At 33.0% G+C, this 14,477-nt stretch carries 18 protein-coding genes and 1 tRNA gene; 4 read left to right on the forward strand and 15 right to left on the reverse strand.

The genetic code is table 11. The features are described 5' to 3' along the window. The first annotated feature begins 137 nt into the window (after nucleotides 1-137). The gene (locus A4G25_RS03450) at nucleotides 138-587 is read left to right on the forward strand and encodes an N-acetyltransferase (RefSeq protein WP_047131328.1); all 450 of its coding nucleotides are present in this window, start codon (nucleotides 138-140) and stop codon (nucleotides 585-587) included. Between the two features lie 51 nt (nucleotides 588-638). Here the strand turns inward: A4G25_RS03450 and A4G25_RS03455 are convergent, their stop codons facing one another. Beyond that, entirely contained in the window at nucleotides 639-1,319 is a 681-nt protein-coding gene (locus A4G25_RS03455; protein ID WP_047131329.1) for a YjjG family noncanonical pyrimidine nucleotidase, read from the reverse strand. A gap of 205 nt (nucleotides 1,320-1,524) precedes the next feature. Here A4G25_RS03455 and A4G25_RS03460 point away from each other — a divergent pair, with 205 nt between their 5' ends. Both A4G25_RS03460 and A4G25_RS03465 read left to right on the forward strand, forming a co-directional pair. Beyond that, the gene (locus A4G25_RS03460; RefSeq protein ID WP_047131330.1) at nucleotides 1,525-1,707 is read left to right on the forward strand and encodes a hypothetical protein; all 183 of its coding nucleotides are present in this window, start codon (nucleotides 1,525-1,527) and stop codon (nucleotides 1,705-1,707) included. A gap of 335 nt (nucleotides 1,708-2,042) precedes the next feature. Further along, nucleotides 2,043-2,798, forward strand: a complete 756-nt coding sequence (locus tag A4G25_RS03465) for a hypothetical protein (protein ID WP_126498524.1) — start codon at nucleotides 2,043-2,045, stop codon at nucleotides 2,796-2,798. 48 nt (nucleotides 2,799-2,846) lie between these two features. On the opposite strand, the gene A4G25_RS12790 is transcribed toward A4G25_RS03465, so the two are convergent. Then, entirely contained in the window at nucleotides 2,847-2,984 is a 138-nt protein-coding gene (locus A4G25_RS12790; protein ID WP_015900037.1) for a beta-class phenol-soluble modulin, read from the reverse strand. A 55-nt stretch (nucleotides 2,985-3,039) separates the two neighbouring features. Then, nucleotides 3,040-3,174 (reverse strand): beta-class phenol-soluble modulin, encoded by a 135-nt coding sequence (locus tag A4G25_RS03470; protein WP_015900036.1) that lies wholly within the window; start codon nucleotides 3,172-3,174, stop codon nucleotides 3,040-3,042. A 336-nt stretch (nucleotides 3,175-3,510) separates the two neighbouring features. Between A4G25_RS03470 and A4G25_RS03475 the strand changes: the two genes are divergently transcribed. Next, nucleotides 3,511-3,584: transfer RNA gene (locus A4G25_RS03475), tRNA-Arg, on the forward strand. A gap of 147 nt (nucleotides 3,585-3,731) precedes the next feature. Here A4G25_RS03475 and A4G25_RS03480 read toward each other — a convergent pair. From A4G25_RS03480 to A4G25_RS03530, 12 genes are all read right to left on the reverse strand, one after another. Continuing rightward, entirely contained in the window at nucleotides 3,732-4,442 is a 711-nt protein-coding gene (locus A4G25_RS03480) for a hypothetical protein (RefSeq protein ID WP_047131331.1), read from the reverse strand. Nucleotides 4,443-4,989: 547 nt separating this feature from the next. Continuing rightward, nucleotides 4,990-6,453 carry an SH3 domain-containing protein gene (locus A4G25_RS03485; protein ID WP_063164608.1) on the reverse strand — a complete coding sequence of 488 codons (1,464 nt, stop codon included), beginning with the start codon at nucleotides 6,451-6,453 and terminating at the stop codon, nucleotides 4,990-4,992. Then, entirely contained in the window at nucleotides 6,450-6,926 is a 477-nt protein-coding gene (locus A4G25_RS03490; RefSeq protein ID WP_047133038.1) for a phage holin, read from the reverse strand. The genes A4G25_RS03485 and A4G25_RS03490 overlap by 4 nt, the downstream gene beginning before the upstream one ends. Nucleotides 6,927-6,973: 47 nt before the next feature. After that, nucleotides 6,974-7,372 (reverse strand): hypothetical protein, encoded by a 399-nt coding sequence (locus tag A4G25_RS03495; RefSeq protein WP_063164609.1) that lies wholly within the window; start codon nucleotides 7,370-7,372, stop codon nucleotides 6,974-6,976. Next, entirely contained in the window at nucleotides 7,359-7,781 is a 423-nt protein-coding gene (locus tag A4G25_RS03500; RefSeq protein WP_047133029.1) for a hypothetical protein, read from the reverse strand. The genes A4G25_RS03495 and A4G25_RS03500 overlap by 14 nt, the downstream gene beginning before the upstream one ends. Nucleotides 7,782-7,818: 37 nt before the next feature. Beyond that, nucleotides 7,819-7,971 carry an XkdX family protein gene (locus tag A4G25_RS12795; RefSeq protein ID WP_082107888.1) on the reverse strand — a complete coding sequence of 51 codons (153 nt, stop codon included), beginning with the start codon at nucleotides 7,969-7,971 and terminating at the stop codon, nucleotides 7,819-7,821. A gap of 19 nt (nucleotides 7,972-7,990) precedes the next feature. Beyond that, complete coding sequence (locus tag A4G25_RS03505; protein ID WP_047133028.1) at nucleotides 7,991-8,362, reverse strand: DUF2977 domain-containing protein; 372 nt, start codon at nucleotides 8,360-8,362, stop codon at nucleotides 7,991-7,993. Then, nucleotides 8,362-9,840: a BppU family phage baseplate upper protein gene (locus tag A4G25_RS03510; protein WP_052766786.1), complete on the reverse strand. Its 1,479-nt coding sequence runs from the start codon at nucleotides 9,838-9,840 to the stop codon at nucleotides 8,362-8,364. The genes A4G25_RS03505 and A4G25_RS03510 overlap by 1 nt, the downstream gene beginning before the upstream one ends. Next, a complete protein-coding gene (locus A4G25_RS03515) occupies nucleotides 9,840-11,804 on the reverse strand; it encodes a right-handed parallel beta-helix repeat-containing protein (protein WP_047133027.1) in 1,965 nt (654 codons plus the stop codon). The genes A4G25_RS03510 and A4G25_RS03515 overlap by 1 nt, the downstream gene beginning before the upstream one ends. After that, nucleotides 11,801-12,031 (reverse strand): hypothetical protein, encoded by a 231-nt coding sequence (locus A4G25_RS03520; RefSeq protein WP_047133026.1) that lies wholly within the window; start codon nucleotides 12,029-12,031, stop codon nucleotides 11,801-11,803. The genes A4G25_RS03515 and A4G25_RS03520 overlap by 4 nt, the downstream gene beginning before the upstream one ends. Beyond that, nucleotides 12,024-13,613, reverse strand: coding sequence for a phage tail protein (locus tag A4G25_RS03525; protein WP_082107887.1), 1,590 nt, complete (start codon nucleotides 13,611-13,613; stop codon nucleotides 12,024-12,026). The genes A4G25_RS03520 and A4G25_RS03525 overlap by 8 nt, the downstream gene beginning before the upstream one ends. A gap of 9 nt (nucleotides 13,614-13,622) precedes the next feature. Beyond that, nucleotides 13,623-14,477 (reverse strand): distal tail protein Dit, encoded by an 855-nt coding sequence (locus tag A4G25_RS03530; protein ID WP_082107886.1) that lies wholly within the window; start codon nucleotides 14,475-14,477, stop codon nucleotides 13,623-13,625.

Below are 14,477 nucleotides of genomic sequence, written 5' to 3' on the forward strand. Positions count from 1 at the left end.
TTAACTACTGTGTTTTTCTCATCAATAAGTATAATGTTTATAGCACAATAACACAATTTAACGGCTTACCATTTTCAATGCATATCCGAGTTATTTATTATATAATTATTATAACTAAGCGAAGGGGGAGAAATAGAATGGGCAACGTCAAACGTTTAGATATTAATTACAAAACAGATGAATTATTCGCAGATTTCAGAGAAACCAGCGATCCAAACCTTGCAATGATTGATGAACTTGCTGGAGAAATGATTGATGCAAGTTCCGACTCACCTTTTTACGGAATTTTCATCGGCGAAAAAATTGGAGCAAGAATGGCACTTTATGAAAATGGTGAAGTTGAAGAAAAACACTTCCCTAATTATGATAAGTACTTGATTCTTTGGAAATTAGAAGTATTGCCTAGCTTTCAATCAAGAGGATTAGGAACAGAACTTGTAGATTATGCAAAAGCAACTAATCTCCCGATTAAAGCAATCGCAAGAAACAAATCTAGAGATTTCTTTGTAAAACATGGTTTTGAAGATTTACACTCAAATAATGATGAAGGCTATGATGTATTAATTTGGGAACCTGAAACAAAATAAAAATTAAAAATCATTAAAATGACAAGCGAATCTTTTCCGCTTGTCATTTTTTCATAGTAAATCCTTAACTTCATCAAGTTGTCTTATTTCGTAATTCGGTTGAATTGTTGTTTCATTCTTTTTATTTCTGAAATTAAACCAACACGTATCAATTCCTGCATTGATTCCGCCTTGTATATCCGAAGTAAGAGAATCTCCAATAATCAACGATTTTTCTCTATCTGCATCAATTCGATCAAAAACATAATTGAAAAACTCTGGCATTGGTTTTTGGTAACCTGTTACTTCAGAAATAAATATTTCATGAATATTTTCTTTCAAGGGTGTTTGTGCAAGACGACGCAATTGTGTATCCTCCACCCCATTTGTAACTATATAAACTTTCGCATTCTGGGCCAAATATTGTATGGTTTCTAACGTCTCAGGAAAATATTTTACAGGTGCAGTCGCAAGACCATCTCTAAAAATGATATCAGCTTCTCCCCCGTTTACTTTCTGATCAAAACGATTAAAGTAATTAACAAAACGTTCACTCAATACCTCTTCTTTTGTTAATTTATTTTCTTGAAAAGCTTCCCAATGCGCTTGGTTTACTTTTTTGAATAAATTCAAATTTTCTTTAGTCGGTTCAATACCATATAGTTCCGCTAAATGATAAAATGCTTGATCTTCAGCATCATGAAAATCAACAATAGTATCATCAAAATCAAGTAAGATTGTATCGTATTTCATTTTTTCACCTCATTACCCAACATCCTAGCGAAATCTGTCATGTTATTCAAGCATGCGAAGATTTAATTGATAACTATATTTAAAAGGAGTACAATTAAGCTCGTGTGTATTAAAAATAACCTATTGAATTTAATCTTCATATACGGGTAAATACATAAATAAGCCTTCAAATGAATTAAGTAAGAATGAAAGGAAGTTGAAATTTATGAATAAACGTGTAGCTAAGTCTTATAAAGAATATTATGAGAAATTTGGAGAAATGCCTCCAGCACCATATATGAGCACTTTAAGTGATTACGAAAAAGATGAAGCAATCAACCAACGTATCAGACATGGTAAACCATTTGAAGAAATTAAATACTGGAGCCAACAACCCCCAGTAAAATAAGAATATTTAAATGAGCGGTACGCAATTGCGTGCCGTTTTTTTATTTCTACAAATTTTGTTGTTCCAATCTTATTAATTTTATATAATTATCGTAACAATACTAAATAAATTAATAAGGAGCGGTGCCCATGTTCTTTTCTCCACTTACTTATCTTCTATTGTGGGTTCTATTTTCACTTGTTTTTCTAATTTTTATTTTCCTCACATTAAGTGCACTTGGCAGACAGACACGTTTTAAGCTAAGACTTTCTATTACAATTGTTTCATTTATTTTAGGTATCATATGCTTTTTTGGTATTTTCTCAAATAACTCAATTGAAAAAGAATGGTCCAGTATGACCAAAAATAAGCCTTCTTTTTCAATCCCTAATCCTTTAAAAATGATTTTTGGAGAAGATAAAAAAGACGTTGATAAGCAAGATACAGATCAAAATCTCCAAAATAACGACCCTGTCAAAAACGAAAAAAACACAACTTCAACACATAATAAAACATCTGATAATAATTCACAGAAATCTTTAACCGATTATGAGTCGCAGTATAGGTTTCTGCCAAGAGATTTTGATCCAAAACAAGATAAAGGTGAAGCAACTACTAAAAATGCAGGTAAGTATAAAGTAGGAAAAGATATCAAACCAGGCCATTATACTATTACACAACATAGCAAAGACATGGGTATATTTGAACAAGACAACCAATACGATAATTATATTTTCAGTAATGCGCTAAGTGGAGATTCGAAATATATAGCGAGTAAAATATCTACTTATTTAGTCGATGGTCAAACAGTAGTAATCAAAGATATGAAAAATGTTAAATTCACTCCTGAACCAACAAAACCACGCACAGATTTAAATACAGGTGTTTGGATAGTCGGCGCAGATGTAGAACCTGGTTCTTATACAGTACGCTCTGCCAATGTTTATTCAGCTAACTTTACTGTCAAAACTTCAGGTAAAACTGAAAAAAACAGAATAAATGAAGTTGTTGGTAAAGAGGATGAAAATGCTAAAAAATCACTAAAAGTTAATTTAAATAAAGGTGATATTATTTTAGTTCAAGGTTCCGGAACTGTTAAATTGAAAAAATAAAAAAATCACTTCTGAAGTTATGAATACTTCAGAAGTGATTTTTTTGAATTAGAAACCGAATAATTTACCTACAATGCCAACACCGTTTTGTACGATGTCTACGATGCTAGTACCTAATTTTGCAGGATCTTGTGCTTGAGCAGCATTTACTGTGTCTACGATTGCTTGAGCTAATTTTGTAAGCATAATCTATTTCCTCTTTTCTATATTTTTATATATTTTTTGGATCAATTAGTATGAATTATGCACCGATGAATTTAGAAACGATTTGGATACCGTTTTGTACGATGTCTACGATGTTTACAGCTAATTGTCCACCATCTTGATTAATTGCAGCTTCAACTGTCCCTTTGATTGCGTTAAATAAGCCTTCCATAAAAATTCACCCCTATTATTTTTATTTAAAGGTTCTGCATCTGATGTTTATATTGTTTATGTAATTTGTTGACCTTTGTTAATTACACTATACAATGTTTTAAAGTATATTTGGATGACAGTCCTCAACTCATTATGTTTCATTCAATTCTGTGCAATTGAATTTCGTTTTTTACACTTAGGCATGCCTAGGTGTCTTGAAATTTGATTTATATGATATTCAATGTTTATTTTGTGCAATTAGGCTATTAAAGTGAAAAATCATATTGAAAATTATGATGAATGGTATTGATTTCTATAATTTAATTAGATATAATTATTCTTGTGTTAAAAAAGTGTCCTGGTAGCTCAGCTGGATAGAGCAATGGCCTTCTAAGCCATCGGTCGGGGGTTCGAATCCCTCCCAGGACGTTTATTGGTTATTCCTCGTTGTATCTCGTTATTACAAACGTTGATATGACGAGGTTTTGTTATATATAGATGTATATCGTTATCTATCGTAAAATATTTTTACTACACCAAAACTGCACCAAGATATAAAAAAAGCCCACCTATTATTTAGGTGGGTGAATTATTTTCTTTTACTTTTTTCTTTACGTTTTTAATGAATTCATCAGCTACTCCGTCATCTTTCATATCTTTCATTTTTTTTAAATATTTCATTGAACAACGGTTATCTTTTATATCTTGCACACATTTATATACTTCGTAGAATTGTAAATCTTCATTCTTTATGTACTCTTCTTTATCTTCACCATTATACTCCCAATGATGTTTTAATAAATATTTAGTGTATAATCTAACAATTTCACTTTCGTTGAAAGTTAATTTACTTCTACAATCAGAAGGATAGAGATTACCGGTACCTGCATACTTGCTTTCGATAATATCATACATTTCACCAAAAATTATATGGTTTATTTTATCAAATTCTTTATGTTCTCCAACTATTCTCTTTTGCTTTTTAGGTAAGTATCTTAATGAAGCTAGCACTCTATATACATCATCAGTAGTCAATAATGTTTTAGAAGCTATATCATATAATTGCTTACGCCACTCTGATTTTGAATCTAAGTTGTCCAATAATTCTTTTCTTTTATTTTCACGATCACTTTTTATTGTATCTTTTACACCTTTAACTGCTATATATGCAGCAATTATTGTTGCAAATCCAGTGAAAAATGTAGCAAGTGCATTCCAACCATCTGCTGACATTACACTTAATAATATAAGTAATGCACTAATATATATAAATAAAAAATATGGCATATCTCTTCTCCTTTTAATGCTATCAATTTCCAAATAATAATAGCATAAATTTACCACTTATAATTATAAATGGTAAATTTATGTATAAAAAAAAGAGGCAACCGTCAGTAACAGTCAATCTCAATTACACTCTGTAGATGTGTACCGCTATTTATTTATGATTATAACATAATAAATAAATGATTTAACATACAAAACCACACACAAAAAGCCCACCTAATAAATTAGGTGGATCTTGTTATGTATATACACCACATCAACCTACCCCATTTTGGGACACAGAGCTATGTCACTCGTCAGCAACGTCATATGAATGCTCAGTTAATGTGATGCAGACACTTTAAGCGGTCCGTGCCGTTGACCGAGTCGTTTCATGGAACAACTACTTTTTAAAGACACTGGATTGAAAGGGTATCAACAATCGGGATTAGTTGTTAATCACGGTGCCTCTCGTGTACTTGCATTATAACATAAAAAAAGAGGACTGCTCAGCCAAGCAATCCTCAAATGGATGGACATTATCCATTGCTCACACTTCAATTATAACTTAATTTATTGTTCCCCACAACGGCCCGACAACATGATTTGGAGGCGCAGCACCATTCCATGTACGAATCGGCAAATAATAGAGAGTTCCTTTCCATTTATATTCAATCCATACATGGCCATCTTGGAGTAAAACACTGGTATAATCGCACCAGCCACCCGGTTGAAAATCATAAGCGTACGGACAACTTCTGAATGGTCCTGTTGTTCTAACCATAATAGGTGCATTACCATTTGTAAAACGCGCTTTCTCGCTCATATACCATGTACCATAACTATTACGTTTCCAAGCACCAGCTACAGTTGACTTAGTATTGCTTGCAGAACTTGTTTTATTAGATACAGTAGCTGTTGGTACCTTACCTGCTTGATAAGCTCTTATTTGCTTAATGAAGTAGTCTTTAAGTTTGAGTTTAATTGCTTGTGAAGGTACACCTTGTGTCACTGGATCGAAACCAGTATGGAGCTTCATACTTCGATGAGGGCATGAAGTCTGTGAAAATTCCATATGAAGTCTCACTGTATTTCTATTAGCTTTTAATCCCCATTTATTCAACAGTCTTGCTGCTTCTTGGAAAGCTGCCTGCTCATTGGCAAGGAACATTTTATCACTTGCACCAATTGACTGACATATTTCAATACCATACGAATTTTTGTTACCATTCTGATTAGCTGTATGCCACGCTATACGACTTTCTGGCAGCGCTTGGTATACTGTGTTTCCACTTATATATGAATGAGCTACACCAGCCTCTAAACGTGATAAAGGAGCGTTCACTAAACCACGATGATATGCTTCTGCTGTAGCACCAACACTTCCTGCATCATTGTGTAGCGTTATTGATGTTGGTTTATATCCACGATTAGGTAGGCGATAACCTCTTACTTCGTCACGAATATAACTTAATTTCTTCATTTTCTTTTTAGCTGCCGGTTGCTTCTTGGCAGTAGCTTTTGTAGCAGATTGTGGTGAAGATTTTTCTACACTCTCTTTTTTTGCGTTCTCTGGTTTGAAGTTTGGACGGATGAACCACATTGGGAAGTCATATTCATGTTTACGTTTGGTTACCTTTTCCCAACCAGTGCCGTGCCAAATATCGCCACTTGTCCATCCGCCGCCAAGCCAGTTTTGTTCTTGCACCCAAATGTAGTCGAGTGTTGCTGACGTTACCCAAGCAACGTGACCATAACCACCACCATATTTGTTGTTAAATACAACTAAATCGCCTGTTTTAGCAAGAAACTCCGGTGTGTTTTGGTAGACAACAGCTTCGCCTTTAAAATTATTATCGAAAGGAATATTCACAGCACCCTCGCCTTTCAAACTGTGTCCAAACAACTCTATCCACCCAGCGTTTGCATAATCGAAACATTGGAATGCCGCATAGCCATCTGTGTCATACTGCTTTCCGTTCGATTCATTAAGCCACTTTTTAAATTGATTGTAGGTCATCTTAGCTGTCATTCTTTTTCACCTTCCTTCAACACTTCATCATCGTGGTATCTGCTTGCACCACGTGGTAATTCTTCATCATATTCATATTCTGCAACATCGAAAACAACTTCGTCACTATCATCAGTAAATGGCTGTGATGTGTCGAATTCTTGAGGAGTCAATTCTTTTCGTTCTGGTGTAACGCTATCATCGTCAACTGTTTTCTGATACTCAACTGGGTCAACATTTTCATCACGCGGATTTGTATAAGTCTGTACAATACCACTGTCTTTTATTCCTTTCGTTGTAGGATCTTGTATTACTCCGAATGCGACTAATACAGCAAGTAATCCATTAACGCCATTACTAAATTGTTCTAACTGACTTGTGTAATCTACCCCGATAGCTTGTGTTACATTATTAATAAAAAGAATAACTGCCGATAAGATAGCTACCCAGAATGTTTTGCTTTTGAAACGCACTTTCCAATTTATACTCTTCATTTAAAAACCTCCAAATAAAATAAAAAAGCCGACACATATGTGCCGACTTATTTAAAGAAGATGTTTGCTACCAAAGAGATAAGCGGGACTAATACAACCCCTGCAAATCCCAACCAGTAGCCGATTACTTCTCTGTTACCTTTCGCCTCTGCCTCTACAATTCCTTGCAAACTCTTGATTTCTTTTTCGTGGTCCTTCGTTTCGTATTCTAAATCAGTTACCCTAGTGCCTACCGTTGCTAATGATTCACTCATTTTTTCTAAGTGTTTTTCTGATCTAGCTTGTGACTCGAACGACTTTTCTTGTAGCAGTGTCTGTCTATCCACCTTATTTAGTAAACTGTTAAAGTTGTCTGTGTGCTTTGTATCTACTTCATTTATGCGTTCGTGTATCTTGCCCCTTGATTTCTCCCATTCGTGTCTCAATACATATTTATCTTCTGCCATAAATACCTAACCCACCTAAGAAACCAACAAATCCAAGCCAAGCTGTCATAGCAATAAATTGTGCTGGGATTATCCAATTGAGTGAATTATATATACCTGCCGAAGCCATTAAGAAGTGGATAATTGCACTCCCTGTGCCACCTATTAACATAAAATAGTTCGAAGTATTGTTTACAGACCGTTTACCAAAGAATAGACTTGCTAGAATTAGACAAGTACCAAATACAATCAGTAGTAATCCCCATATCCATATAGGCATAACTTCATGTAATGCTTGATAGAATTCACTTTCATTAAGTACATCTTCTTGTCTTACAAACCAGTAGAAACCACGTATATCTACAAACACACCTAGACCAAACAAAGATAAAGTGGCTAGTTTATCGTGTATTGTGAAGTTTTCGTTCATGCGTTCACCTACTTTTTAAAAAATAAAAACCACAAGCCTAAGCCTGTGGTTGTTCTGGGTAATCTTCACCAGTAATTTCTTTGTATTCTTCTTTAGTCAACGCGTCTAATTCCACGTAAGTTTGAATATCCTCGTTTGTGTAGCAGTTAATGTCATAAAAGTATTTGATTGAATCGAATCCTGGATACATAATTTATTCCCCTTTCAATTTAGCGATTTCGAGCATTGTTTGAGCTTGTTGTTCTTCTAACTGTTGCATACGCTTTTCTTTTTTTAGTTAATTCTTTTAAAGTTTCTGCTTGTTCCTTTTGAGACTTTACTAACTGATTAGCTGTCTTGGTTACTTGCATTTGTGCTTGAGCCATTTGAACTTCGATGTTAGACGGTATATAAATATCTTCTTTTTCTTCATATTCATCACTCAAAACCACTTTACCTTCACTGTTTACAACATATTTATTAGGTTCAAATTGATTGAAAAAGTCAGTTGGTAAATTACCTTCATCAAATTCAACCCCGTTTGTAATTGATCCAATTATCACATAAGAAGTAATATAATCATTCTCTATTAAAAGTTGCATTAATATACACCTACTATCTCTTGTACGACGATATAATTTGCATCATATTGTGGCGAGCTTGTTTTTATATTAAAGACATTGTTGTGTGTTACAACGAAGTCTTTATCAGATGTAAATTTTAAACCCATCTCATATAGGTAAGGGTTATCACCTGTGCTATCAGTCAAGTTTGAATCATTAATTGATATTATCTTTCCACTATCGATGTGTGCAAAAATTGTCTTGCCGCCACCCGGATAACGATATTTCAACATAAGATAAGAAAACTCAGTATAACTATTTGAAATTTGAAATGTTGTGTTTCTTTCTCGAGCATCGCCAACAAATATTTTTTTATCCTTTTTCTTATATGTGTTTGACAAGTAATTTTTTAAAGTCACATCATAATCATTTAATGTCGTATTTAAAAACATCTCACTAATCAAATTGTCAGTTTCATATATTTGCGGTATTTTCTTCCAACCTAAATCAGTACCAGCACCTTGAATGTGTTTCACATATATATTGCCAGTATCAAGGTTAGTTATATATATTTGTTGTTGGTTTAAAGAATCTTTATAAATGTCAATAAATGCCGGGTATGTTTCTCCACTTGTTTCAATAATTTGTGGTGTACGTGCAATCGTTTCATCACTTGGTATTGTTGTTGTGTAATAACCTGGCGCTAAGTTTGCTACATCTTCTGATAATTCATCTAAAATGATTCGTGTACCGTCAAAAGCAGTTAGAGCGTATTTTTGCCATTGTTCAGTGTCTGCTTTTTTGACGAACAATTCAGAATCTACTTGAGATTTAAAATCAGAAATCATTGTTGAAACCTCTGTACTTTTATCATTTAAAAATTGTAATTGAGTTTGTCCATTAGTGTTGATGTCGTTTATAGAATTGTCTTTATTACTGTTCAATTCTTGTAAAGCATCATCTTTAGCTGTGTTAATAGTATTTACACCAGTTTCGCTAGCTTGTTGGACTTTAGTAATATAATCATCAATATTCTTATAAGCATCTTCAATGTTTTGTACTTTCTCTTTTAAACGATTTTCAAGTTCTGTATATTTGCGAATATAAATTATTTTATCTACTGCAGGTATTTTATTAATTAACGAGTCTTGTATAGTAAATGTGAAATTAACTTCTGTGACTGTATCTTCTTTATTGTTAACACTAATATATACTTGTCCTTCTACTTTACCTGTGTGATCTAAGAAATCATTCGGTATTTTATACTCACATATACCATTCAGTTCATCTGTGACTCCGACGTCATCAATAACCCAACTACCATCTTCAGCAGTTAGATGAATCATTACCTTTGTATTAACTTTGCCTAATGGTAAAACCACATTATTTCTTGTAACTTCAAATCTTAATATAGATGTATTAATATCCATATTATAAAAACTTATTTTTGTATCTTGTTTTTGTTTATAATATGCCGATGTTTCTAATTTTAATTTACCTATTTTTGACATTGCCATTAATTATTCACCCCTTCAAACTTAACTTTTTTACCATTAATATCTCTGATACCATAAAAGTTACTTTCTGGGTTTAGTATTGTAATAGGTGCACCGCCGCTATCAATATTCCAAACTCTAACGTCTTTACAATCTTCATTAATACGAACTGCATCCAAATATTTTTCGTTAGCATTTCTAATAAAATTATTAGTAACTGTGCTATTCGTACATTCAATCAAATAAATACCTGCTATATACCATGATTTGCTAGCATTTAACCCGTAAGAATAAACAGAGTTGTTATCAACTTTGATAAACCTAGAACCTAATGATATTCGTATGCCATCTTGTCCTGTTGCATATATTTGGTTATTTGAAATGATTGCATGTGTTTGCACACTTCCTGTTTCCAAATTTCTATTGTTCGCAATAAAAACACCTATAGTATCCGTGTTACTTATCATATTATTCATTACCATTAGATGCCATGTACCATAACACTGAATCCCTATGCTAGACTGTACAACGTTATTTCCAATTACTTTTACACGTTTAGCTTCAGGAATATAAACGCCAACATTTTTAATGTTTTTGAATGTGTTATCTTTAATCTCCACAATATCAAACGATTCGTTTTTGTTCGGTACTTTCTTATTAGGATATGCAGATACATGCACACCTATTTTTCCAATATTAGTAATAGTGTTGCCAATAACTCGTAAATTCTCCCCTTGTTGAGCAGAACCCATTTGCACACCTTGCGCATTATGTGAAGATGTATAACCACCAGGAGTTGGTGTGGCAAAGATACCGCCGTTACATTTATCAATTACGTTACCTTCAATCAATGTGTTTTTAAATTTATAAACACGTAACGCAAAGTTCGTTGTTCCTTCGATAAAATTATTTTTTATAACTACGTTAGAAACCCATTCATCGTATACAGAAAAGTGGTCGCCAACTGCTGTAGCGTAACTTGGATAATTTCTTGATGGTCCAAAGTAACAATTTTGAACTACAACATTTTTAGAAGGTGTACTATCGTAAGATGAACCTTTTATATCACCAATACCTATTTCAGCAGCTAATGATACTTGTATTGCTTCTTTATTATTATTCTCAGGGTCTTTCTGTCCTTTGAATGAGCAATGGTCTATTAAAACATCTTTACAACCATTCAAATCCAAAGCATGTGTTGTATGAACATCTAAAATAGTACAATCTTGTAAAGTAACATTTTCAGCATGTGCTAAAACAATTCCATTCATAGCTTTGTTAATATTATGATTACCATCGAAAGTAACACCATAAAATTTTAAATTCCCATTACCCTCATATTTAATTGGGGATTCTCCGATTACTAAATTAGTAAACCAACCACCAGCGTTATTATATCTTCTGATCGTTGCCCCGTAACCATAAATTGTAGTGTTCGGAGGGATGATTAAACGTTTTTCAACGTTATAAATTCCTGGTGGTAGGATAAGAGGACCACCGCCTCGTTCTTTGTTCCAATCTAACCAAGCCTGCAATCCTTTGAATGAGCCTTTTTCTTCATTTACATACACACCGTCAAAGTCTAAAGCACTTTTGATTATTTTAGATTCTTCTAAGTCGTTAGCAACTTTCTCATTACTTTGGACATGATCTAAATAATCATCTCTTAATCGTTCAGCTAGCAACGGCTTTTGAACGCCTTTAAATGTGACCCTTGCGTCACTTACTTCTGCAATTCCGTCACCGTTGTTCGCAATGATGATATTGTCATAGGCTGATTTCATTCTATCTATTTCTGTTTTTACATTATTTCTATCGTAATCAATTTGTACTGCATTGTGGGCGTGCTGTTCTTCTTTTTTATGATATTCAAAATCTCGCTTGAAATAATTGAAGTTATTAATAATTTGTTTGAAATTGTGTATCATCTTGAACCTATAATCTTGCCCGATTTGTACTGGGAAGTTTAAAAAATAATTAATCATTCAATTACCTCACTTTCTTTTTGGTTTAGTTTTTCTTTAAGTTTTTCTATTTCTTTACCTTGTAATTCAACAAGTTCTTCCAGGTTGTTGATTTTAGAATTAAGCTCGATAATACTATTCGCATTGTTTATTTTATCTATGTCTATAATGCACTCAGTGCTTGTCATAGGCAGGTAAATTTCACCATCAGAATCTTTTAAATATCTATTGTTATATGTCTTACTCATCTAGTATCGTCACCCCAACAATGTCTGAATAATTTTCTGTAATAAAATAAGGCGATGCCCCTATGGACTCGCCTTTACCAATGTTACTTATTTTTTTTATATTTCTACTTAAGCGCTGTTGTATTTTAATAATGTCAGTTGGAGAGTTACTGAAATCGACTTCAACGGGTTGATTAACTAATGGATGTGATTCAGTTAATTTAACTACTTTTAAATCTAAGTCATAACCTAGAGGTCTGTGTATGAAATGAATCATATGGTTTTCATTTATATCATCATTCCTCAAGTAATGCTTTTCTTCAAAACTACCTAGATAGTTAGTTGAGACTTCAACGGTTGGTTCATCATTTAATTCAGTTTTTAACTTTTCTTTTAACTCGTTTTCATCTAATGCATTATCATCAAACACTGTTGGGGCTTCGGAAAGTCCAAAAATTTCATAGTTAGGTGATTTATATTCAGCGTATGCGTGATAAACGTCTGTCCCTTTCAACACTGCAGTTACATTTAATACTGTTGACTTCTCTGTGCCCACATACATACATGGTTTAGATTTCTTATAATCGACACCACTTTTTGCACCTCTAAACACTGCTTTAAATATGTGGTTGCCTTTTGATAAGCGTTGAGCAATGATAATCTTTTCAGATGTTGCAGTTTTGCTATAGCATTCATATTTACCTATATGTTCATCATCAAGATATACGTCTAACACGCCACCTTTAGCCATTTTCTTTAATGTCCATTCAAGTGTCTCGTTACCCCACTTACAGTTAAATGTTTTCGTGTAACTAGCACCAACACTTTCAGTACGCCAAGTACCGTCTTTGATGAATGTGCCAAAATAATTTAAGTCTTTAGGTTTCATAGGATTATAATTTTTTGTCTCAGCTTTAGTTTTCTTTTTACCGTAACCCTGTATATAGGTTTTGATTTCTGTAGTAGAAGTAGTTGCTTGCACTTCACTAGAGTTGTATTTATATATTAATGGTAAGTCAGACATTTGATAGAAAGTTTCATCATCATAAATATAAATTTTCTTATTATCTGCAAAGTATATATAATTGAATAACTCTGCGCCTTCTGTAAGAAATTCCAAACCATTTTTATTGCCTAATTCTTCTATAGCAATTCGTTGGTTAAATGTCCCTTTAACTTCAAATGAGAAACCTAATTTATTCCCTTTAAAACCAAAGTCTAGATATTGATCTAAAGTCATTGTTGGTTTGTTTTCTTCAGCATCACTTTCATCGTTATTCATTTCCTCGTTTTCCAAATCTTTCTGGATATAATGATTTTGGAATTCCATAAATATATGTTTAGCAGTGATTTCATTTGTTACAACCGAACCATCATATTTAATAGATGTTGATTTTATAACATAGTCTTGTCCTTTCCACTCTAACAGCATTTCATTAATTAAGGCGTCGAATATATCCTCGTTCTGAGTTGTTTTATATATAGTAAAACTAACAGATCGTTCATTATTTTTTTCATATTCATATTTGAAAGATTCAAAATCAAAATCAGTTACAATCTCTCCAAAAGTACCTTTTTTATTTTTTAAAATTAAAGGTTCCACTAATTTCACCTACCTATATATAAATGGGAAAACCCATTTAGTAGTTACATTTTTTATACTCACACCAGTTATTTCTATATGATTAAATCCAGGTGCTAACGTCAACCAACCCCAATTTGTGTCTATCCCTATGCGTTTTTGGTCTTTTATTGGATGAACACCACTTAAAGTTATCGTTTCACTATATGTGATGGGTTTTTTGTATTCAAAGACATTGGTTTCTTTTCCATCTTTTAATACTTCACGTGTAGTGTGATTAGTGATTTTAAACCCTTTAGGTGCATCAATATTAACTAGTAATTTAAATTGATGTCTTAATAATGGATTGATTGTATCCGATGAACCATTGTAAATTTTAAAAGCTGTTGTATCGTGCGTGTATTTAATTTCATCATCTGATAAAACGCCTGCTTCAAATTGCCAATCACCACTTGATAAACTAAACTCACTTGTGTCTTTCAATGATTCTGAATAGCCTTTGATAACCACAAAAGTAACTTTAAATGTAGCGAATGAGTTTGTTAAATCTTCGTTGTCATTGCTATCACAATACACTGCGTATTTCTTACCAGGTGCATCGCTATGCCACAAATAATAAGGTTCTCGTTGATATAGGATATTTCTTATTTTTTGTTTATAGAGTTTTAAATCTTTAGTATCTAACCCTTTAAATGAAAAGTTTAAAACTAAATTAAAAGGCCCGAACGTAGTCGGACCCATAAGTACTCCATCAGTACCATTAATTTCAGTTGTGTTTGCTTTAACTTCCACATCTTCTTCTATATGATCTAAAAACAATAAATTAGGTGTATCAGTCAATTTAACATCAAAGTTATCGTTAAATAACCTTACTTCTTTTTTCAA

This window comes from Staphylococcus condimenti, assembly GCF_001618885.1.
GTDB lineage: Bacteria > Bacillota > Bacilli > Staphylococcales > Staphylococcaceae > Staphylococcus > Staphylococcus condimenti.

Coding starts and splice junctions, on each gene's coding strand:
- A4G25_RS12790 (WP_015900037.1), bottom strand. CDS start 2,984: ATGCTTACAAAATTAGCTCAAGCAATCGTAGACACAGTAAATGCTGCT.
- A4G25_RS03515 (WP_047133027.1), bottom strand. CDS start 11,804: ATGATTAATTATTTTTTAAACTTCCCAGTACAAATCGGGCAAGATTAT.
- A4G25_RS03505 (WP_047133028.1), bottom strand. CDS start 8,362: ATGCAACTTTTAATAGAGAATGATTATATTACTTCTTATGTGATAATT.
- A4G25_RS03520 (WP_047133026.1), bottom strand. CDS start 12,031: ATGAGTAAGACATATAACAATAGATATTTAAAAGATTCTGATGGTGAA.
- A4G25_RS03460 (WP_047131330.1), top strand. CDS start 1,525: ATGAATAAACGTGTAGCTAAGTCTTATAAAGAATATTATGAGAAATTT.
- A4G25_RS03485 (WP_063164608.1), bottom strand. CDS start 6,453: ATGACAGCTAAGATGACCTACAATCAATTTAAAAAGTGGCTTAATGAA.
- A4G25_RS03510 (WP_052766786.1), bottom strand. CDS start 9,840: ATGGCAATGTCAAAAATAGGTAAATTAAAATTAGAAACATCGGCATAT.
- A4G25_RS03480 (WP_047131331.1), bottom strand. CDS start 4,442: ATGCCATATTTTTTATTTATATATATTAGTGCATTACTTATATTATTA.
- A4G25_RS03500 (WP_047133029.1), bottom strand. CDS start 7,781: ATGAACGAAAACTTCACAATACACGATAAACTAGCCACTTTATCTTTG.
- A4G25_RS03490 (WP_047133038.1), bottom strand. CDS start 6,926: ATGAAGAGTATAAATTGGAAAGTGCGTTTCAAAAGCAAAACATTCTGG.
- A4G25_RS12795 (WP_082107888.1), bottom strand. CDS start 7,971: ATGTATCCAGGATTCGATTCAATCAAATACTTTTATGACATTAACTGC.
- A4G25_RS03450 (WP_047131328.1), top strand. CDS start 138: ATGGGCAACGTCAAACGTTTAGATATTAATTACAAAACAGATGAATTA.
- A4G25_RS03465 (WP_126498524.1), top strand. CDS start 2,043: ATGACCAAAAATAAGCCTTCTTTTTCAATCCCTAATCCTTTAAAAATG.
- A4G25_RS03470 (WP_015900036.1), bottom strand. CDS start 3,174: ATGGAAGGCTTATTTAACGCAATCAAAGGGACAGTTGAAGCTGCAATT.
- A4G25_RS03455 (WP_047131329.1), bottom strand. CDS start 1,319: ATGAAATACGATACAATCTTACTTGATTTTGATGATACTATTGTTGAT.
- A4G25_RS03495 (WP_063164609.1), bottom strand. CDS start 7,372: ATGGCAGAAGATAAATATGTATTGAGACACGAATGGGAGAAATCAAGG.